Source organism: Clavibacter capsici, assembly GCF_001280205.1.
Lineage (GTDB): Bacteria > Actinomycetota > Actinomycetes > Actinomycetales > Microbacteriaceae > Clavibacter > Clavibacter capsici.
In genome coordinates this window covers 2,037,983-2,059,031 of record NZ_CP012573.1, presented here as the reverse complement: position 1 = coordinate 2,059,031, position 21,049 = coordinate 2,037,983, and the positions used below count along the sequence as shown (strand labels likewise).

Below are 21,049 nucleotides of genomic sequence, written 5' to 3'. Positions count from 1 at the left end.
AAGCTTCCGGAGCTGTTCTGGTGGGTGATGATCCTGGTGAAACAGAAGTTGCCGCGGCCTACGGGTTGCGTGTGTACCACCAACTGAGCTAGGGTCTGATTCTGCTTCCGACGTGAGTGCTGGGCCTTCTGGGTCTGGATCACTCCCACGGGGAGCGGTGGAGTGTGAGCTCCGATGGCTGGCTGTGATGGTCGGTGTCGGGAGCGTCCGTTCCTTGAGAACTCAACAGCGTGCACAATGTCAAATGCCAAATACCCGTGGCATCGTCCCTTCTGGGATGGTGTCCGGATTCCTTTGGAAAACATTTAAACAAACAAGCAAGTCAGTAATGATTTGTTCTGTCGGTTTCAAACTTGCTGGTTCGTGTTCGATTCCCGTTCACGTCTGGCTTTAGATGTGCCGACTGCTTTCGGGTGGTCGTGCGTTTAAGCATTTATGGAGAGTTTGATCCTGGCTCAGGACGAACGCTGGCGGCGTGCTTAACACATGCAAGTCGAACGGTGATGTCAGAGCTTGCTCTGGCGGATCAGTGGCGAACGGGTGAGTAACACGTGAGTAACCTGCCCCCGACTCTGGGATAACTGCTAGAAATGGTAGCTAATACCGGATATGACGACTGGCCGCATGGTCTGGTCGTGGAAAGAATTTCGGTTGGGGATGGACTCGCGGCCTATCAGGTTGTTGGTGAGGTAATGGCTCACCAAGCCTACGACGGGTAGCCGGCCTGAGAGGGTGACCGGCCACACTGGGACTGAGACACGGCCCAGACTCCTACGGGAGGCAGCAGTGGGGAATATTGCACAATGGGCGCAAGCCTGATGCAGCAACGCCGCGTGAGGGATGACGGCCTTCGGGTTGTAAACCTCTTTTAGTAGGGAAGAAGCGAAAGTGACGGTACCTGCAGAAAAAGCACCGGCTAACTACGTGCCAGCAGCCGCGGTAATACGTAGGGTGCAAGCGTTGTCCGGAATTATTGGGCGTAAAGAGCTCGTAAGCGGTTTGTCGCGTCTGCTGTGAAATCCCGAGGCTCAACCTCGGGTCTGCAGTGGGTACGGGCAGACTAGAGTGCGGTAGGGGAGATTGGAATTCCTGGTGTAGCGGTGGAATGCGCAGATATCAGGAGGAACACCGATGGCGAAGGCAGATCTCTGGGCCGTAACTGACGCTGAGGAGCGAAAGCATGGGGAGCGAACAGGATTAGATACCCTGGTAGTCCATGCCGTAAACGTTGGGAACTAGATGTGGGGACCATTCCACGGTCTCCGTGTCGCAGCTAACGCATTAAGTTCCCCGCCTGGGGAGTACGGCCGCAAGGCTAAAACTCAAAGGAATTGACGGGGGCCCGCACAAGCGGCGGAGCATGCGGATTAATTCGATGCAACGCGAAGAACCTTACCAAGGCTTGACATATACCGGAAACGTGCAGAGATGTGCGCCCCGCAAGGTCGGTATACAGGTGGTGCATGGTTGTCGTCAGCTCGTGTCGTGAGATGTTGGGTTAAGTCCCGCAACGAGCGCAACCCTCGTTCTATGTTGCCAGCACGTAATGGTGGGAACTCATAGGAGACTGCCGGGGTCAACTCGGAGGAAGGTGGGGATGACGTCAAATCATCATGCCCCTTATGTCTTGGGCTTCACGCATGCTACAATGGCCGGTACAAAGGGCTGCGATACCGTAAGGTGGAGCGAATCCCAAAAAGCCGGTCTCAGTTCGGATTGAGGTCTGCAACTCGACCTCATGAAGTCGGAGTCGCTAGTAATCGCAGATCAGCAACGCTGCGGTGAATACGTTCCCGGGCCTTGTACACACCGCCCGTCAAGTCATGAAAGTCGGTAACACCCGAAGCCAGTGGCCTAACCGCAAGGGAGGAGCTGTCGAAGGTGGGATCGGTGATTAGGACTAAGTCGTAACAAGGTAGCCGTACCGGAAGGTGCGGCTGGATCACCTCCTTTCTAAGGAGCATGTGCACCTCTCCTCTGTATACAGGGAGATCAATGGTGCCAAGTCACGCGTCAGGCGTTCGTCCTGATGGTGGCGCTCATGGGTGGAACATTGACATTGATGCCGGCTGATGTGCCGTGCTGCTAGTACGCCTCCTTGTGGGGTGGGAACGTGGTGCGTGTGTGTCGAGGGCATGTTGCACGCTGTTGGGTCCTGAGGGACCGGGCCGCACCGTTTGGTGTGTCTGGTTTCTTGTCGGACCCTTTCCGTCGTCCTGTTGTGGATGGTGGTGGGGTACCGCCCGTATATTGAGAACTACACAGTGGACGCGAGCATCTTAGATTCACCGGTTTTCCGGTGGATCACAAAGATCTATTTATAGATCATTGGTCATTTCTGTCTCCTCTAGGGGAGGCGAAACGATTCAATCTCATGTGATTTCAAGATTCTAAGAGCAAACGGTGGATGCCTTGGCATCTGGAGCCGAAGAAGGACGTATAAATCTGCGATAAGCCTCGGGGAGCTGATAATAGAGCTTTGATCCGAGGATTTCCGAATGGGGAAACCCCGCCAGGCCCTTTGGGTGACCTGGTGACTCCCGCCTGAATATATAGGGCGGGTAGAGGGAACGTGGGGAAGTGAAACATCTCAGTACCCACAGGAAGAGAAAGCAAAAGCGATTCCGTTAGTAGTGGCGAGCGAAACCGGAAGAGGCCAAACCGATCATGTGTGATATCCGGTAGGAGTTGCATGGTCGGGGTTGCGGGACTTTCCGTACAGTTCTACCGAGCTGTGAGGGCAATGAGCGCGATATAGACGAATGGTCTTGAAAGGCCAGTCATAGAGGGTGCGAACCCCGTAGTCGAAATGTCGTCGCCTGTCCGGAGAGTATCCCAAGTAGCACGGGGCCCGAGAAATCCCGTGTGAATCTGTCAGGACCACCTGATAAGCCTAAATACTCCCAGATGACCGATAGCGGACAAGTACCGTGAGGGAAAGGTGAAAAGTACCCCGGGAGGGGAGTGAAATAGTACCTGAAACCGTTTGCTTACAAACCGTTGGAGCACCCTTGTTGGTGTGACAGCGTGCCTTTTGAAGAATGAGCCTGCGAGTTAGTGATATGTGGCGAGGTTAACCCGTGAGGGGCAGCCGTAGCGAAAGCGAGTCTTAATAGGGCGTATGAGTCGCATGTTCTAGACCCGAAGCGAAGTGATCTATCCATGGCCAGGTTGAAGCGACGGTAAGACGTCGTGGAGGACCGAACCCACTTCAGTTGAAAATGGAGGGGATGAGCTGTGGATAGGGGTGAAAGGCCAATCAAACTTCGTGATAGCTGGTTCTCTCCGAAATGCATTTAGGTGCAGCGTTGCGTGTTTCTTGCCGGAGGTAGAGCTACTGGATGGACGATGGGCCCCAAAAGGTTACTGACTTCAGCCAAACTCCGAATGCCGGTAAGTGAGAGCGCAGCAGTGAGACGGTGGGGGATAAGCTTCATCGTCGAGAGGGAAACAACCCAGACCACCATCTAAGGTCCCTAAGCGCGTGCTAAGTGGGAAAGGATGTGGAGTTGCATAGACAACCAGGAGGTTGGCTTAGAAGCAGCCACCCTTGAAAGAGTGCGTAATAGCTCACTGGTCAAGTGATTCCGCGCCGACAATGTAACGGGGCTCAAGCACGCCACCGAAGTTGTGGCATTTATATTATAGGCAGGCCTTCGTGGTCCAGCCGTATGGATGGGTAGGAGAGCGTCGTGTGGCCAGCGAAGCGGCGGTGTGAACCAGCCGTGGAGGCCACACGAGTGAGAATGCAGGCATGAGTAGCGAAAGACGGGTGAGAAACCCGTCCTCCGAAAGACCAAGGGTTCCAGGGCCAGGCTAATCCGCCCTGGGTAAGTCGGGACCTAAGGCGAGGCCGACAGGCGTAGTCGATGGACAACGGGTTGATATTCCCGTACCGATGAAGAACCGCCCAAGACAATCCAGTAATGCTAAGTGTCTGAATCCTTGATTCGATCCCTTCGGGGTGACGGTCTTGGCCTAGCACACGACCCTACGCTGGGGCGTTTAGCGTATTAACAGGTGTGACGCAGGAAGGTAGCTGAGCCGGGCGATGGTTGTCCCGGTCTAAGGATGTAGGGCAGAAGATAGGCAAATCCGTCTTCTATGTAGCCTGAGACCCGATGGGTAGTCCTCACGGACGAAATCAGTGATCCTATGCTGCCAAGAAAAGCATCGACGCGAGGTTCCAATCGCCCGTACCCCAAACCGACTCAGGTGGTCAGGTAGAGAATACTAAGGAGATCGAGAGAATCGTGGTTAAGGAACTCGGCAAAATGCCCCCGTAACTTCGGGAGAAGGGGGGCCTGAGGCGTGTAGGGATTTACTCCTGAAGCGTTTGAAGGCCGCAGAGACCAGTGGGAAGCGACTGTTTACTAAAAACACAGGTCCGTGCTAAGTCGCAAGACGATGTATACGGACTGACGCCTGCCCGGTGCTGGAAGGTTAAGAGGAACGGTTAGTACGCAAGTGCGAAGCTGAGAATTTAAGCCCCAGTAAACGGCGGTGGTAACTATAACCATCCTAAGGTAGCGAAATTCCTTGTCGGGTAAGTTCCGACCTGCACGAATGGCGTAACGACTTCCCAGCTGTCTCAACCGCGAACTCGGCGAAATTGCACTACGAGTAAAGATGCTCGTTACGCGCAGCAGGACGGAAAGACCCCGTGACCTTTACTACAGCTTGGTATTGGTGTTCGGTGTGGCTTGTGTAGGATAGGTGGGAGACTGTGAAGCTCGGACGCTAGTTCGGGTGGAGTCATTGTTGAAATACCACTCTGGTCACTCTGGATATCTAACTTCGAACCGTAATCCGGTTCAGGGACAGTGCCTGGTGGGTAGTTTAACTGGGGCGGTTGCCTCCTAAAGAGTAACGGAGGCGCCCAAAGGTTCCCTCAACCTGGTTGGTAATCAGGTGTCGAGTGTAAGTGCACAAGGGAGCTTGACTGTGAGACTGACAAGTCGAGCAGGGACGAAAGTCGGGACTAGTGATCCGGCAGTGGCTTGTGGAAGCGCTGTCGCTCAACGGATAAAAGGTACCTCGGGGATAACAGGCTGATCTTGCCCAAGAGTCCATATCGACGGCATGGTTTGGCACCTCGATGTCGGCTCGTCGCATCCTGGGGCTGGAGTAGGTCCCAAGGGTTGGGCTGTTCGCCCATTAAAGCGGTACGCGAGCTGGGTTTAGAACGTCGTGAGACAGTTCGGTCCCTATCCGCTGCGCGCGTAGGAAATTTGAGAAGATCTATCCCTAGTACGAGAGGACCGGGATGGACGAACCTCTGGTGTGTCAGTTGTTCCGCCAGGAGCACCGCTGATTAGCTACGTTCGGAACGGATAACCGCTGAAAGCATCTAAGCGGGAAGCCGGCTTCGAGATGAGATTTCCATCCCTTTCAGGGTGAAGGCTCCCGGCTAGACTACCGGGTTGATAGGCAGGATGTGGAAGCGAGGACTAAAGACTCGTGGAGCTGACCTGTACTAATAAGCCGATATCTTGAAAACACTTTGCTTGCGTCCACTATGTGGTTCCCGATATACGGTCGGGTACTAATTGAACAACCAGCTTGACTGGTCGATTCATCACAGATTTCATGCCCTGTGGGGTGTGTATGAGGTGTTTCGGCGGCCATAGCGAGAGGGAAACGCCCGGTTACATTCCGAACCCGGAAGCTAAGACTCTCAGCGCCGATGGTACTGCAGGGGGGACCCTGTGGGAGAGTAGGACACCGCCGGACTTAACTTGATTGATCGGGGAGGCCCGTCGCACTTCGTGCGGCGGGCCTTTCTGCGTTAAGGCCCATGCCCGGGTCCAGCTGCGAAGACGGCATGCTGCTGAGCCGCCAGGGCCGGCGCCCGGGTTCGTCCTGCGCTTCCCTGTGCTGACGCTTCTCGTGCCGGGTGCGTGGTCGATCCGAGTCTTCGACCCGGAAAAGAGGCCCACGGCGCTATTGGTCCACGTCCACGTCGGCATCAGGCGGGCGTCCTGAGGCGACCCATTGCACGTCGTGCGTGTGGACGGGCAGGGGATGGAGCCGTACGGTCCCCGGCGGGTCATCCGCCGGCGGCAGCCGTTAGCCTGGACCTGGACTTCGGCACGACCCACAACACCACAGACATCATCAGGCCCGCGCGGCCGACAGGAGCACAGTGAGCGACTCATCCGATCGAGACAATCGGCCCGAGGGCCAGGACCGCGGATCGTCGCACTCTCCGCGTGGACGAGACGGCGGCAAGCCCCCGTACGACCGCGGATCCTCGGGTGCTCCCCGCGGTCCGCGTGACGGCGGTCGAGCGTCCGGGTCCCGGGGCTCGGGCGGAGAGCGTCCCCAGCGTGATGGTGAGCGGAAGCCGTGGACCGGCGGCGGTGCTCCCGGTGGTGCGCGTCCCGCTCGCGATGGCGAGCGCAAGCCGTGGTCGAGGGACGGCGGGGCGGCAGCGCGTCCGCAGCGCGATGGGGACCGCAAGCCGTGGTCGAAGGACGGTGGTGGGGCTGGCGCGCGTCCCGCGCGTGATGGTGAGCGGAAGCCGTGGTCGAGGGACGGTGGTGGGGCTGGCGCGCGTCCTGCGCGCGATGGGGATCGCAAGCCGTGGTCGAGGGACGGTGGTGGGGCTGGCGCGCGTCCCGCGCGTGATGGTGAGCGGAAGCCGTGGTCGAAGGACGGTGGTGCGGCTGGCGCGCGTCCTGCCCGCGATGGTGAGCGGAGGCCGTGGTCCAAGGACGCTCCCCGCGATGCCGGACGCGGTGCGGGCCGGCCGCCCCGGGACGGGGACAAGCTCTGGACCCGCGACGGGCGACCGGCGCGCAACGACCGGGATGCCCCCCGCTACGAGGAGGCGCTGACCGAGGAGCAGCTGCGCGCCCGGGAGCTCCGCTCCGTCCGTCCGCGGCACGACGACCCGGAGATCCCGGAGGACGTGAAGCCGGGGGATCTGGACCGGATCGCCCGCAACGAGCTGAAGACGCTCAGCAAGGACAACGCCGAGGGCGTCGCGCAGCACCTGGTGATGGCGGCGCGACTGATCGAGGAGGATCCGGAGCTGGCGCACCGGCACGCGACATCCGCGGCACGTCGTGCGGGCCGCATCGCGGTCGTGCGTGAGTCGCTCGCGATCACCGCGTACGCGGTCGGCGACTACGCCCTCGCCCTGCGCGAGCTGCGCACCTACCGACGCATCTCCGGCAAGAACGACCAGCTCGCGCTCATGGTCGACAGCGAGCGCGGCCAGGGCCGGCCCGACAAGGCGCTCGAGCTCGGTCGCTCCGTGCCGAAGGAGACCCTGCCGGCAGCGGAGCAGGTGGCCCTGGCGATCGCGATGTCCGGCGCACGGCTCGACCTCGGTCAGACCGAGGCGGCTCTCGATGAGCTGTCGATCGCGCAGCTGAACCGCGACGTCGCCTACTCGTACAGCGCGGACCTGTTCCACGCGTACGCGGAGGTCCTCGAGGAGCTCGGACGCTCCGACGAGGCCGACGCGTGGCGTCGACGCGCGGATGCGGCCGAGGCGGCGTTCGCGGATCCGGACGAGGGATGGGATGACATGGTCGAGGTCGTCGAGGAGGAGCTGGAGGGGGAGGAGCACCGCGATGACGCGGGCACCGAGCCGGACATGCGCGATCGCAGCCCGGAGCCCTCCGACGCCGAGGCGGACGCGGACGAGGACGCGGCGCCGACCCCGCCCAGCGAGGACGGCGACAGCGAGGAGATCGCGATCGACGTCGACGAGGAGCTCGACGCGTCGAGCGAGGGGGACCGCGATGTTCGCTAGGGCGGCGAAGGGCAGCACGCCCCTCGAGGGCGTGGACGTGATCCTCGCCGACCTCGACGGGGTCGTCTATGCCGGGCCGGACAGCATCCCGCACGCCGTGGACGCGCTGAACCGCGCCGAAGGTGACGGGATCCGGCTGGGCTACATCACGAACAACGCCTCGCGCACGGACGCGTCCGTGGCCGAGCACCTCAGCTCCCTCGGGCTGACGGTCGCGCCGGACGACGTGGTCACGTCGCCGCAGGCCGCGCTGCGTCTGCTCGCCGACCGCGTGCCCGCCGGATCCACCGTGCTGGTCGTGGGCGGCGAGGGTCTCGTGCACGAGCTCGAGAAGGCCGGTTACGTCGTCACGCGCTCCACGGAGGACCGGCCCGCGGCGGTCGTGCAGGGCTTCTCGCCCGAGGTGGGCTGGGCCCAGCTCGCGGAGGCCTCGTTCGCGCTGGCCGACCCGGACGTGGTGTGGGTCGCCACCAACACGGACTGGACCATCCCGGTCGCCCGCGGCATCGCGCCCGGCAACGGCACGCTCGTCTCCGCCGTGCACACGGCCGTCGGGCGCCTGCCCGTCGTGGCCGGCAAGCCGGAGACGCCGATCTTCGACGTGGCCCGCGAGCGCTTCGGCGCCCAGCGTCCCGTGTTCCTCGGCGACCGGCTCGACACCGACATCCTCGGCGCCACGCGCGCGGGCATGGCGTCGGTGCACGTGCTCACGGGGATCGACCGGGCCAAGCAGCTGCTCGCGGCGGAGGAGGGCCAGCGGCCGACCTTCATCCTCGATCACCTGGGCCAGCTGCACGAGCCGTACCCGGAGACGCGCTTCTCGGGTCAGGGCCAGGTGGCGACCGTGGGGAAGTCCTCCGTGCGGATCGCCGGGGACCGCGTCGAGGTCGTCAAGGACGGCGGGTCGACGATCGACACCCTGCGCGCCGCGTGCGCCGTGATCTGGAACTCGGGGCGGCCGATCTACGGGCTGGACGTGCAGGAGTCGCTGTACGCGGCCGCCGGCGCGGGCCGGGCGTAGCGTGACGGCGTGAGCGACGCCGAGGACGACATCCCCACGGACGAGCCGACCGACGAGGCCGCGGTCGCCGGGCCGCGCGACGACCACGACGTCGCCGCGGAGCTGGTCTCCCGGCTGGAGCTGATCGAGGGGCAGTCGCTCGGGGAGCGCGCAGCGTCCTTCGCGCTGCTGCACGACGAGCTGCGGGCGCGGCTCGAGGGCGGCGACGGGGCCGAGCCGCGTGGCTGACCCCGCCGACGGATCCGCGTCCGCTCCGGGAGAGGTGATCGGCGGGGACCTGCGCCTCGACGCGGCCCTGCCCGCGCTGGGACTCGCTCGCTCGCGCACGCACGCCGCCCGGCTCATCGCCGACGGGCTCGTCACGGTCGACGGGCGCGGGGTCGTCAAGGCGTCCTTCCGGGTGACGCCCGGATCCGTCGTCGAGGTCGCCGGGACGGACGCGTACGTCAGCCGCGGCGCCCACAAGCTGATCGGGGCGCTCGACGCGTTCCCCGACGTGGTCGTGGCGGGACGGCTGGCGCTCGACGTCGGCGCGTCCACCGGCGGCTTCACGCAGGTGCTGCTCGAGCGGGGAGCGCGGCGGGTGATCGCGCTCGACGTGGGCCACGGGCAGCTGGATCCGCTGATCCGCGACGACGCGCGCGTCGACGTGGTGGAGGGGTTCAACGTGCGCGACCTGACCCCGGAGTCGCTGGCGGAGGTGACCCCCGACGACCTGGCGGGCGCGGCGCCCGCGCTCGTCGTGGGCGACCTCTCCTTCATCTCCCTGGGCCTCGTGCTGCCGGCGATCGCGCGGACGGCTGCGGAGGGCGCGGACGTCGTGCTGCTGATCAAGCCGCAGTTCGAGGTGGGGCGCACGGGGATCCGCGAGGGCATCGTGCACGACCCCGGGCTCCGCGACGACGCCGTCATGCGCGTGCTCTGGGCCGCGTGGGACCTCGGGCTCGGCACGGCCGGCCTCGTCTCCTCCCCGATCGTCGGCGGCGCCGGGAACCACGAGTACCTCGCCTGGTTCAGCGGTCGTGCGGGCGGCAATCCGACACAATGGAGATCGACGTCGAACGAGATCACAGGAGCGTGAGCGAAGTGGCTGGACCCGCGAGGCACATCCTGGTCGTGTCCCACACGGGGCGCCGCGACTCCATCGACGCGGCGCTCAGCGTGTGCGCCCAGCTCGCGGAGGCGGACGTGCAGCTCGTGCTCACGGCCGACGAGAAGGCCGACATCCTGCCCTTCGCGCCGCACATGTCCGGCGTCGCCGTGCTCGGCGAGGACGTGCAGACGGCGGACCTCGAGATCGTCATCGTGCTCGGCGGCGACGGCACCATCCTCCGCTCGGCGGAGCTCGTGCGCGGCACCTCGGTGCCGCTGCTGGGCGTCAACCTCGGGCACGTCGGCTTCCTCGCCGAGAGCGAGCGGGAGGACCTCACGGCCACGGTCCGCCGCGTGCTCGACCGCGACTACACGGTCGAGGAGCGCATGACGCTCGACGTCACGCTCAAGGTCGGCGCCGACATCGTCTACCGCACGTGGGCGCTCAACGAGGCGACCGTGGAGAAGGCCAGCCGCGAGCGGATGCTCGAGGTCGTGGTGGAGATCGACGGCCGCCCGCTCGCGTCGTACGGCTGCGACGGCATGGTCGTGTCGACGCCCACGGGATCCACCGCGTACGCGTTCTCGGCCGGCGGCCCCATCGTGTGGCCGAGCCTCGAGGCCATGCTCGTCGTGCCGCTCAGCCCGCACACCCTGTTCGCCCGGTCGCTCGTCGTGGGCCCGGAGTCCACGGTCGCCGTCGAGGTGCTGAGCCGCACCTCGGGATCCGGCGTGCTCTGGTGCGACGGGCGCCGCACGCGCGACATGCCGCCCGGCGCGCGCGTCGAGACGCGGCGCTCGGCCATCCCCGTGCGCCTCGCGCGCCTCAAGCAGTCGCCGTTCACCGACCGCCTCGTGAACAAGTTCGAGCTGCCGGTCACCGGCTGGAGGGGGCCCGTCGACCGTGATTGAGGAGATCACCATCCGCGACCTCGGGGTGATCGGCCAGGCGACGCTGCCGCTCGGCCCGGGCTTCACGGCCGTCACCGGCGAGACCGGCGCGGGCAAGACCATGGTCGTCACCGCCCTCGGGCTGCTGCTCGGCGCGCGCGCCGACTCGGGAGCCGTGCGGCAGGGGAGCGAGCGCGCGGTCGTCGAGGGCCGCTGGATCATCGCGGCCGACGGACCCGTGCCGGAGCGCGTGCGCGACGCCGGGGGAGACGTCGACCCGTTCGGCGACGGCACGCGCGGCGAGCTCATCGTCACGCGCCAGCTCTCGTCCGAGGGGCGCAGCCGCGCGTCGGTCGGCGGCCGGGGAGCGCCGGCGGCGCTGCTGACGGAGATCGGCGAGCAGCTCGTCGTCGTGCACGGCCAGTCCGACCAGATGCGGCTGCGGTCGTCCACGGCGCAGCGCCAGGCGCTCGACCGGTTCGCCGGATCCGCCCTCGCGCCCGTGCTCGGCGAGTACCAGGAGGTGTTCCGCCGCTGGCAGGCCGCCCGCGCCGAGCTCGACCGGCTCGTCACGGAGCAGGACGCCCGCACGCGCGAGGCCGAGGAGCTGCGCGCCGCCATCGACGCGATCGAGCAGGTCGCGCCCCAGCCCGGCGAGGACGAGGAGCTGCGCGAGCGCATCGACCGGCTCACGAACCTGGAGGACCTGCGTGCCGCGGCCTCCGCCGCCCACGAGCTCATGTCGTCCGAGGACGCGACGGGGGAGATGGCCGACGCCGCCTCCGTGCTCGACACCGCGCACCGCCGCCTTGACCGGGTGGCCGCGCACGACGCCGGCCTCGCGGACATCATCGAGTCGCTCGACAGCGCGCGGATCCTCGTGTCGGAGATCGCGGTGCAGCTCTCGGGCTACCTCGCGGGCCTCGACGCCGACGGGGCGCGCGAGCTGGAGACGCTGCAGGACCGCCGCGCCGAGCTCGCGGCGCTCACGCGCGTGCACGGGCCCACGGTGGAGGACGCGCTCGCGTTCCTCGACACGGGCAGCGCGCGCCTGCTGGAGCTCGACGGCGACACCGACCGGATCGACCTGCTGCGCGTCGAGGTGGAGCGCGACGAGCAGCTCGTCGGCGAGCTGGGCGCTCGCGTCACCGCCGTCCGCGAGGAGGCCGGTGCCCGGCTCGCCGAGGCCGTGACGACGGAGCTCGGCGCCCTCGCCATGGCCGACGCGTCGCTCGAGGTGCGGGTCAGCCCGCGGGAGGAGCCCGCGCTGTCGGGCGCCGACCGCGTGGAGATCCTGCTGCGGCCGCACGCGGGCGCGGAGGCGCGGCCGCTCGGGCGCGGGGCGTCCGGCGGCGAGCTGTCCCGCGTGATGCTCGCCATCGAGGTCGTGGTGGCCGGCGACGATCCCGTGCCCACCTTCGTGTTCGACGAGGTCGACGCGGGCGTCGGAGGGGCCGCAGCCATCGAGATCGGCCGGCGGCTGGCCCGGCTCGCGGAGCGCGCCCAGGTCATCGTCGTCACGCACCTCGCGCAGGTCGCCGCGTTCTCGACCAACCACCTGCGGGTCGTCAAGGGCGGCGACGGGCAGGTCACGGCATCCAGCGTCACGCAGCTCGAGGGCGACGCGCGGATCCAGGAGATGGCGCGCCTGCTCTCCGGCCTGCCGGACAGCGAGAGCGGGCTGGCGCACGCGCGCGAGCTCGTGGAGACCGCCGCGTCCCTCCGCTGACGGGGCGAGCCGCGGCGCGCCGAGGGTGTCGCGGCGCGCGGATTCCCACGTAGGATGGAAGCCCGTGGCGGACATCAATTCAGCGGACACGGACCCGAGCTCGACGGACAGCATCACCAGCACGACAGGCGCGGCGAAGACGACCAGGCACATCTTCGTGACCGGCGGCGTCGTCTCCTCGCTCGGCAAGGGCCTCACGGCGGCCAGCCTCGGCAACCTGCTCACGGCGCGCGGCGTGCGCGTCGTCATGCAGAAGCTCGATCCCTACCTCAACGTGGATCCGGGCACCATGAACCCCTTCCAGCACGGCGAGGTCTTCGTGACCGACGACGGCGCGGAGACCGACCTCGACATCGGGCACTACGAGCGCTTCCTCGACATCGAGCTGGACCAGGCGGCCAACGTGACCACCGGCCAGATCTACTCCGAGGTCATCGCCAAGGAGCGCCGCGGCGAGTACCTCGGCGACACCGTGCAGGTCATCCCGCACATCACCGACGAGATCAAGCGCCGCATGCGCCTGCAGGCCTCCGACGAGCCGCAGCCCGACGTGATCATCACGGAGATCGGCGGCACGGTCGGCGACATCGAGAGCCAGCCCTTCATCGAGGCCGCGCGCCAGGTGCGCCACGAGCTCGGCCGCGGCAACGTCTTCTTCGTGCACGTCTCGCTCGTCCCGTACATGGGCGCGTCCGGCGAGCAGAAGACCAAGCCCACGCAGCACTCGGTCGCCGCGCTGCGCTCCATCGGGATCCAGCCGGACGCGCTCGTGCTCCGCAGCGACCGGCCGGTCTCGGACTCGAACAAGCGGAAGATCGCGCTCATGTGCGACGTGGACGAGCAGGCCGTCGTGAACGCGGTCGACGTGCCGAGCATCTACGACATCCCGGAGATGCTGCACGGGCAGGGCCTCGACAGCTACATCATCGACCACCTCGGGCTCCCCGCCGCGGACGCGGTCGACTGGTCCGGCTGGAGCGACCTCCTCGACGCCGTGCACGACCCGAAGCACGAGGTCACGATCGGCCTGGTCGGCAAGTACATCGACCTGCCCGACGCGTACCTCTCGGTCACCGAGGCGCTGCGCGCGGGCGGCTTCGCCCACTCGGCGCGCGTGAAGCTGCGCTGGGTCGCGTCCGACGAGTGCGAGACGCCCGAGGGCGCCGCGAAGAAGCTCGGCGACCTCGACGCGCTGTGCGTGCCGGGCGGCTTCGGCATCCGCGGCATCGAGGGCAAGCTCGGCGCGCTCAAGTTCGCGCGCGACAACATGATCCCCGTGCTCGGCCTGTGCCTCGGCCTCCAGTGCATGGTCATCGAGTACGCGCGCAACGAGGCCGGCCTCGTCGGCGCCTCCTCGAGCGAGTTCGACCCCGAGAGCGAGTTCCCGGTCGTCGCGACGATGGCCGAGCAGGTCGACATCATTGCGGGCGGCGACCTTGGCGGCACCATGCGCCTCGGCCTGTACGAGGCGAAGCTGGCCGAGGGATCGCTCGCGGCCGAGCTGTACGGCGCGCCCGTCTCGCACGAGCGCCACCGCCACCGCTACGAGGTCAACAACCAGTACCGCGACCGGATCCAGGACGCCGGCCTCGTCTTCTCGGGCACGTCGCCCGACGGGACGCTCGTCGAGTACGTGGAGCTGCCGCGCGAGGTGCACCCGTTCTACATAGGCACGCAGGCGCACCCGGAGCTCCGGTCGCGCCCGAACCGCGCGCACCCGCTGTTCGCCGGCCTCGTGCGCGCGGCCCTCGACCGCCAGGCGGCCAGCACCCTGTTCGCCGAGGACGACGCCGAGGCGGTCGCGTGACCGACGCCGTCGCGGGATCCCCGGCGGACGGCCTCCACGACGACGCCGTCTCGTACGAGGTCACGTCGAGCGAGCGGGTGTTCCAGGGGAGGATCTGGGACGTCCGGCGCGAGACGTTCGCGTACGGCGACGCCGAGATCACGCGGGAGTACGTCGACCACACGGGCGCCGTCGCGGTGCTCGCTATCGACGACGAGGACCGCGTGCTCCTCATCAAGCAGTACCGGCACCCCGTGCGGATGCGCGAGTGGGAGATCCCGGCCGGGCTCCTCGACATCACGGGCGAGCCGCCGCTCACCGCCGTGCAGCGCGAGCTCGCGGAGGAGGCCGACCTGGTCGCCGCCGAGTGGAGCGTGCTGGCGGAGTACTGCACGACGCCCGGCGGCAGCGACGAGGCGATCCGCGTCTACCTCGCGCGCGGGCTGACCCCCACGGCGGAGGCGTTCGCGCGCACCGACGAGGAGGCCGACATCGAGGTGCGCTGGGTGGACCTCGACGAGGTCGTCACGGCGGTGCTCGAGCGGCGGATCCAGAACCCGTCGACCGTGATCGCGGTGCTGCAGGCGCACGTCGCGCGCTCGCGCGGCTGGACGACGCTCGGCCCCGCCGACGCGCCGTGGCCCCGGCACCCGAAGCTCCGCGACGGCGGGGGCGCGTCCGGCTCGTGACCGACGCGGCCGACGGACCCGGGGGAGCAGCGCCCGACGCCGCCCCCGAGGTCCCGGCCGCGCTGCGGCGCGCCGTCGACCGGTGGCTCCGGCACGTGGAGGTGGAGCGCGGCCTCTCCCGCAACACGATCCAGGCGTACCGCCGCGACCTCGCGCGCTACGTGGCGCACCTCGCGGAGGAGGGCGTCGTGGATCCCGCGGGAGCCACCCCGGCCCACGTCACGGGCTTCGCGCAACGCCTCCGCGACCCCGCGCAGGGCGGCCTCACCGCGTCGTCGCTCGCGCGCATGCTCTCGAGCGTGCGGTCGTTCCACCGCTTCCTGGTGGAGGAGGGGATCGTCGAGGTCGACGTGTCCGCCGACGCCAGGCCGCCCAAGCTGCCGAGCCGCCTGCCGAAGGCCGTCTCCGTCGAGACGATGGGGCGGATCCTCGACGCCACCGACGGCGACGACCCGCTCCGCGTGCGCGACAAGGCCCTGCTCGAGCTGCTGTACGCGACGGGCGCGCGCGTGAGCGAGATCACCGCGCTCACGGTCGACGACGTGCTCGGCCCCGACGGCGCCGCCGCCGAGCTGGTGCGCGTGCTCGGGAAGGGCGGCAAGCAGCGGATCGTGCCCGTAGGGTCCTTCGCGCGCCGGGCCGTCGACGCGTACCTCGTGCGGGTCCGGCCGATCCTCGCCGCGCGCGGCACGGCCACCCCGGCGCTCTTCCTCGGCCTCCGCGGCCACGCGCTCTCGCGCCAGAACGCCTGGCTCGTCATCAAGGCGGCCGCCGAGCGCGCCGGCGTCACGGAGGAGATCTCGCCGCACACGTTCCGGCACTCGTTCGCGACGCACCTCATCGCGGGCGGCGCCGACGTGCGCGTGGTGCAGGAGCTGCTCGGCCACTCGTCGGTCGCGACCACGCAGATCTACACGCGCGTGACCGTCGACACCCTGCGCGACGTCTACACGACCGCGCACCCGCGTGCCCGCCGGGCGTGAGCGACCCTCCCCGGTAGACTCGCAGGATCCGGCGGACCCCCGCGTCGGACGAGCGGCAGGAAGAGATCCACGTGACGCGCAAGCCAGATGTGACCGAGCTCCCGGGAATGGACGTCCCCGTGCTCGGACCCACCGGTCGGGAGCTGCGCGAGTTCGCCGAGCCCGAGCCGCTCGCCGGCCACGGCCCCGCGAAGATCATCTCCCTCTGCAACCAGAAGGGCGGCGTCGGCAAGACCACCACCGCCATCAACCTCGGCGCATCGCTCGCCAGCTACGGCCGCCGCGTGCTCGCCGTCGACTTCGACCCGCAGGGCGCGCTGTCCGCGGGCCTCGGCGTGCAGACGCACGACGCCGTCACCGTCTACGACCTCCTGCTCGGGACCGTGAAGGACCCGCGCGAGGCGATCCAGACCACGGGCTTCGAGGGCCTCGACGTCATCCCCGCCAACATCGACCTCTCGGCCGCGGAGGTGCACCTCGTCAACGAGGTCGCGCGCGAGCAGATCCTCGCGAGCGTGCTGCGCAAGGTGAGCGCCGACTACGACGTCATCCTCATCGACTGCCAGCCGTCGCTCGGCCTCCTCACCGTCAACGCGCTCACGGCCAGCCACGGCGTGCTGATCCCGCTCGAGTGCGAGTTCTTCGCGCTCCGCGGCGTCGCGCTGCTGGTGGAGACCATCGAGAAGGTCAAGGACCGGCTGAACCCGGGGCTCGCGCTCGACGGGATCCTCGCGACCATGTACGACTCGCGCACGCTGCACTCGCGCGAGGTTCTGCAGCGCGTGGTCGAGGCGTTCGACGACAGCGTGCTCGAGACCGTCATCGGTCGCACGGTCAAGTTCCCGGACGCGTCCGTGGCGGGCAAGCCCATCATCCACTTCGCGCCCGAGCACCCGGCCGCGCTCGCGTACCGCAAGGTGGCGCGGGAGCTCATCGCGCGTGGCGCCGTCGCGTAGGGCTGCGCCCCTGGCGGATCCCGAGATCGCCGACGCCGCGACGCCCACGGACCCGGAGCGCGCCTTCCGCGTCAGCATCGGCAACTTCGAGGGACCGTTCGACCTGCTGCTCTCGCTCATCGGCAGCCACGAGATGGACATCACCGAGGTGAGCCTCAGCCTCGTGACGAACGAGTTCATCGCGCACATCCGCGGGCTCGACTCGCCGGAGGACCTCGACGAGGCGAGCTCGTTCCTCGTCGTCGCCGCGACCCTGCTCGACCTCAAGCTCGTGGGGCTCCTGCCGCAGGGCGAGCTGGTGGACGCCGAGGACGTGGCGCTCCTCGAGGCCCGCGACCTGCTGTTCGCCCGGCTGCTGCAGTACCGCGCGTTCAAGCAGGCGGCGAGCTGGTTCCAGGAGCGGCTCGCCGCCGAGTCCGGCCGCGCCTTCCGCGACGTGCCGCTCGAGGAGCGGTTCCGCGCGCAGGTGCCGGAGCTCGTGTGGACCACCTCGCCCGCGGACCTCGCGGCCATCGCGCTCCTCGCCTTCGCGCCGCGCGAGATCCCGACCGTGGGGCTCGACCACCTGCACGCGCCGCTCGTCAGCATCCGCGAGCAGGCGGCGGTCGTGGTCGCGCGGCTGCGGAGCGGCGAGCCGACGACCTTCCGCGAGCTCGTGGCGGACGCGCAGGTCACGGGCGTCGTGATCGCGCGCTTCCTCGCGGTGCTCGAGCTGTACCGGGTGGCCGCGATCGAGTTCGACCAGCCCGAGGCGCTCGGCGAGCTCACGCTCACCTGGACCGCGGAGAGCTGGACCGACGACGCCCTCGCGAGCCTGGGGGCCGGCTATGACAGCTGATCCGGATCCCGTGGACGGCGCCGCCGCGCCCGCACCCGACGCGCCCCTCGACCTCGACCGCGCGCTCGAGGCGCTGCTCATGGTCGCCGACGAGCCGCAGACCGTGACGACGCTCGCGACCGCGACCTCGACGCCCGTGAAGGAGGTGCGCCGCGCGATCCAGCGGCTCGTCGACGACTTCGACGGCAACGCCGGGGGAGTGCGCCGCGGCTTCGAGCTGCGCGAGGTCGGCGGCGGCTGGCGCGTCTACGTCCGGCCCGAGTACGACGTGGTCGTGCGCGACCACGTGCTCACCCAGAACCCCACGCGCCTGTCGCAGGCGGCCCTCGAGACGCTCGCGGTGATCGCGTACAAGCAGCCGATCAGCCGCAGCCAGGTCGCCGCGATCCGCGCCGTGAACGTCGACTCGGTGGTGCGGACGCTGCTCGCCCGGGGCCTCGTGACCGAGGTCTTCACCGACGGCGAGACCGGCGCGATCCATTACGGTACGACAGACCACCTGCTCACGCAGCTCGGCATCAACTCGCTCGACGAGCTCCCCCCGATCTCCCCGTTGCTCCCCGACGGGGCGGAAGGCTTCCATGACCCCCTCCTCTGATCGCCCGCACGCCGGGAACCCCGACGAGCCCGTCGCCGGCGTCCGCCTGCAGAAGGTGATGGCCGCCGCCGGCGTCGCCAGCCGCCGCGTCTGCGAGGACATGATCGCCGCGGGCCGCGTCACCGTGAACGGCGAGGTCGTCACCGAGCCCGGCCGCCGCATCGACCCCGACGTGGACGAGGTCGCGGTCGACGACCGCGCCGTGCAGCTCGACACCTCCAAGCGCTACCTCATGCTGAACAAGCCCGTCGGGATCTACTCGTCCCTGCGCGACGAGCGAGGCCGCCCCGACCTCCGCGAGTTCACGGACGAGTTCGAGGAGCGCCTGTTCAACGTCGGCCGCCTCGACGCGGAGACGAGCGGGCTGCTGATCCTCACCAACGACGGCGACCTGGCGCACGTGCTCGCGCACCCGTCGTTCGGGGTGCTCAAGACGTACATCGCGAAGGTCACGGGCCGCGTCACGCCGCAGACGATCCAGCGCCTCACGCAGGGCGTCGACCTCGAGGACGGGCCGATCCAGGCGGATCGTGCGCGCATCCTCTCGGGCGGCGGCGACCAGACGCTCGTGGAGATCACCCTGCACTCGGGCCGCAACCGCATCGTGCGCCGCATGCTCGACGAGGTCGGCCACCCGGTGGAGGAGCTCGTGCGCCGCCAGTTCGGGCCGCTGCACCTCGGATCCCTGGGCGTCGGCCGCGTGCGCGACCTCACCTCGGACGAGCTCGGCCAGCTCCTCACCATCTCGCGCGAGGCCCGCGCGCAGGCCGGACCCGCGACCCCGCAGGGCGCCGGCGCCGCCGCCGACGCGCAGGGGGACGTCGACCGCGAGGACGGCGAGTGAGCGAGGCCGCCGGCGTCGTGCAGGCGACCGACACGCGCGTGCAGGGCACCGTCCGCATCGTCGGCACGGGGCTCCTCGGGACGAGCATCGCGCTCGGCCTCCGCGCCCGCGGCGTCGACGTGGTGCTCGCCGACGCGTCGCCGACGACCCTCCGCCTCGCCGCGGACATGGGCGCGGGGCGCATCGCCGACATCGACGCCGCGCCCGACCGGCCGTCGCTGGTCGTCGTGTGCGTGCCGCCGGACGTGACCGCGCGCGTCGCCGCCGCCGAGCTCGCCGCGCACCCGGACGCGCTCGTCACCGACGTGGCCAGCGTGAAGGCCGCGCCGCTCGCCGAGCTCGCCGCGATGGGCGCCGACCTCTCCCGCTACCTCGGCTCCCACCCGCTCGCCGGGCGCGAGCGCGGCGGTCCCGTCGCCGCGACCGGCGACCTCTTCCTCGGCCGGCCCTGGGTCATCGCGGGCCACGACGGCATCACGTACGCCGCGGGCGCGCCCGTCGAGCAGCTGATCCTCGACCTCGGCGCCGTGCCCATCGAGATGACCGCGGAGGAGCACGACGCCTCGGTGGCGCTCGTCTCGCACGTGCCGCAGATCGTCGCGAGCCTGCTGGCGTCGCGGCTGACCGATGGCGACGCGTCGGCGCTCGGCCTCTCCGGGCAGGGGCTGCGGGACACCACGCGCATCGCGTCGAGCGACGCCGCCCTGTGGGTGCAGATCCTCGGCGCGAACGCCTCCCGCATCGTCCCGATCCTCCGCGCCATGCGCACCGACCTCGACGAGGTGATCGAGGCGCTCGACGACGTCGACGCGCAGGGGGCCCGCCTCCGGGTGGCCGAGCGGATCCACGCGGGCAACGCGGGCGTCGCCCGGATCCCCGGCAAGCACGGCCAGGACCGCCGCTTCGCCGCCCTCACCGTGATGATCGACGACCGGCCCGGCCAGCTCGCCGCGCTGATCTCCGACGTCGGCGCCGCCGACGTCAGCATCGAGGACCTGCGCCTCGAGCACTCCCAGGGCGCGCAGGTCGGTCTCGTCGAGATCGCCGTGCTGCCCGAGGCCCGCGACCGCCTGGTCGCGCGGCTGGAAGAACGGAACTGGAGGATCGCCGGATGACCGGAGACACGACGCCCGCACCCGACCCGCTGGAGGACGCCCTCCTCGTGGACGCCACGCTCAACCGCACGGTCGTCGCCGTCGACGGCCCCGCCGGCAGCGGCAAGTCGAGCGTGAGCCGCGCCGCCGCGCGCGCCCTCGGCTTCGACTACCAGGACACGGGCGCCGCCTACCGCGCGCTCAGCTGGTTCGCGCTGGAGAGCGGCGTCGACACCGAGGATCCCGCCACCGTCACGAGCCTCATCGAGGGCTTCGACTACGACATCGCGATCGACCCCGAGGAGACGCGCGTGAGCGTCCGCGGCACCGACGTCACCGAGGCCATCCGGGAGCCCCGCGTCTCCGCCGTCGTGAGCCGCGTGGCGCGCGTGCCCGAGGTGCGGCACTACATGGTGGAGCTGTTCCGCTCGCTCATGGCGTCGAGCGACAAGCCGGGCATCGTGGTCGAGGGCCGCGACATCACGACGGTCGTCGCGCCGGACGCCCAGGTGCGCATTCTCCTCACGGCCTCCCCGGAAGCTAGGATGAGCAGGCGTTCCGCGGAGACGTCGACCCAGTCGGCAGCCGCGGTCGGCGAATCGCTCGCCTCCCGGGATCGGGCCGACTCGCAGGTCGTCGACTTCATGAACGCCGCAGATGGTGTGACCACCATCGACTCCACGGACATCGACTTCGACCAGACCGTCCAGGCGGTGGTCGATCTCGTACACGCACGAACAGATTGAGGCGCGGCCCGGTGACG

The 21,049-nt window shown here is 68.2% G+C and carries 15 protein-coding genes and 3 rRNA genes; all 18 read left to right on the top strand.

Annotated elements, in window-relative coordinates; all coding sequences use genetic code 11:
- Positions 1 to 432: 432 nt before the first annotated feature.
- The 18 genes from AES38_RS09670 to cmk all read left to right on the top strand — a co-directional run bounded on the left by AES38_RS09670 (position 433) and on the right by cmk (position 21,032).
- Positions 433 to 1,953, top strand: a 16S ribosomal RNA gene (locus AES38_RS09670).
- Positions 1,954 to 2,380: 427 nt separating this feature from the next.
- Positions 2,381 to 5,500 (top strand): 23S ribosomal RNA (locus AES38_RS09665).
- 116 nt (positions 5,501 to 5,616) lie between these two features.
- Positions 5,617 to 5,733: ribosomal RNA gene (gene rrf, locus AES38_RS09660) — 5S ribosomal RNA — on the top strand.
- Together the 16S, 23S and 5S rRNA genes form the textbook arrangement of a ribosomal RNA operon.
- Before the next feature lie 1,180 nt (positions 5,734 to 6,913).
- Positions 6,914 to 7,765, top strand: coding sequence for a tetratricopeptide repeat protein (locus tag AES38_RS09655; RefSeq protein WP_244629151.1), 852 nt, complete (start codon positions 6,914 to 6,916; stop codon positions 7,763 to 7,765).
- Positions 7,755 to 8,786 (top strand): HAD-IIA family hydrolase, encoded by a 1,032-nt coding sequence (locus AES38_RS09650; RefSeq protein ID WP_053774783.1) that lies wholly within the window; start codon positions 7,755 to 7,757, stop codon positions 8,784 to 8,786. Before AES38_RS09655 ends, AES38_RS09650 begins: the two co-directional genes overlap by 11 nt.
- 9 nt (positions 8,787 to 8,795) lie before the next feature.
- On the top strand, positions 8,796 to 9,014 hold the full coding sequence (locus AES38_RS09645) for a hypothetical protein (protein ID WP_157883522.1): 219 nt from the start codon (positions 8,796 to 8,798) through the stop codon (positions 9,012 to 9,014).
- On the top strand, positions 9,007 to 9,867 hold the full coding sequence (locus AES38_RS09640) for a TlyA family RNA methyltransferase (protein ID WP_174775896.1): 861 nt from the start codon (positions 9,007 to 9,009) through the stop codon (positions 9,865 to 9,867). The genes AES38_RS09645 and AES38_RS09640 overlap by 8 nt, the downstream gene beginning before the upstream one ends.
- Positions 9,868 to 9,872: 5 nt before the next feature.
- Entirely contained in the window at positions 9,873 to 10,790 is a 918-nt protein-coding gene (locus tag AES38_RS09635) for an NAD kinase (protein ID WP_371259379.1), read from the top strand.
- Positions 10,783 to 12,498: a DNA repair protein RecN gene (recN, locus tag AES38_RS09630; protein ID WP_053774781.1), complete on the top strand. Its 1,716-nt coding sequence runs from the start codon at positions 10,783 to 10,785 to the stop codon at positions 12,496 to 12,498. The genes AES38_RS09635 and recN overlap by 8 nt, the downstream gene beginning before the upstream one ends.
- Positions 12,499 to 12,610: 112 nt before the next feature.
- Positions 12,611 to 14,305 (top strand): CTP synthase, encoded by a 1,695-nt coding sequence (gene pyrG / locus AES38_RS09625; RefSeq protein WP_174775913.1) that lies wholly within the window; start codon positions 12,611 to 12,613, stop codon positions 14,303 to 14,305.
- Entirely contained in the window at positions 14,302 to 14,973 is a 672-nt protein-coding gene (locus tag AES38_RS09620; RefSeq protein WP_053774779.1) for an NUDIX domain-containing protein, read from the top strand. The genes pyrG and AES38_RS09620 overlap by 4 nt, the downstream gene beginning before the upstream one ends.
- Positions 14,970 to 15,956: a site-specific tyrosine recombinase XerD gene (gene xerD, locus AES38_RS09615; RefSeq protein WP_081001880.1), complete on the top strand. Its 987-nt coding sequence runs from the start codon at positions 14,970 to 14,972 to the stop codon at positions 15,954 to 15,956. Before AES38_RS09620 ends, xerD begins: the two co-directional genes overlap by 4 nt.
- A 107-nt stretch (positions 15,957 to 16,063) precedes the next feature.
- Complete coding sequence (locus AES38_RS09610; protein WP_371259395.1) at positions 16,064 to 16,912, top strand: ParA family protein; 849 nt, start codon at positions 16,064 to 16,066, stop codon at positions 16,910 to 16,912.
- Positions 16,896 to 17,750, top strand: a complete 855-nt coding sequence (locus AES38_RS09605; protein ID WP_371259378.1) for a segregation and condensation protein A — start codon at positions 16,896 to 16,898, stop codon at positions 17,748 to 17,750. The genes AES38_RS09610 and AES38_RS09605 overlap by 17 nt, the downstream gene beginning before the upstream one ends.
- Positions 17,740 to 18,348: an SMC-Scp complex subunit ScpB gene (gene scpB, locus AES38_RS09600; protein WP_053774777.1), complete on the top strand. Its 609-nt coding sequence runs from the start codon at positions 17,740 to 17,742 to the stop codon at positions 18,346 to 18,348. Before AES38_RS09605 ends, scpB begins: the two co-directional genes overlap by 11 nt.
- Positions 18,332 to 19,192 (top strand): pseudouridine synthase, encoded by an 861-nt coding sequence (locus AES38_RS09595; RefSeq protein ID WP_053774776.1) that lies wholly within the window; start codon positions 18,332 to 18,334, stop codon positions 19,190 to 19,192. Before scpB ends, AES38_RS09595 begins: the two co-directional genes overlap by 17 nt.
- A complete protein-coding gene (locus tag AES38_RS09590; protein ID WP_053774775.1) occupies positions 19,189 to 20,307 on the top strand; it encodes a prephenate dehydrogenase in 1,119 nt (372 codons plus the stop codon). The genes AES38_RS09595 and AES38_RS09590 overlap by 4 nt, the downstream gene beginning before the upstream one ends.
- Complete coding sequence (cmk, locus tag AES38_RS09585) at positions 20,304 to 21,032, top strand: (d)CMP kinase (protein ID WP_244629150.1); 729 nt, start codon at positions 20,304 to 20,306, stop codon at positions 21,030 to 21,032. Before AES38_RS09590 ends, cmk begins: the two co-directional genes overlap by 4 nt.
- Positions 21,033 to 21,049 lie beyond the last annotated feature (17 nt).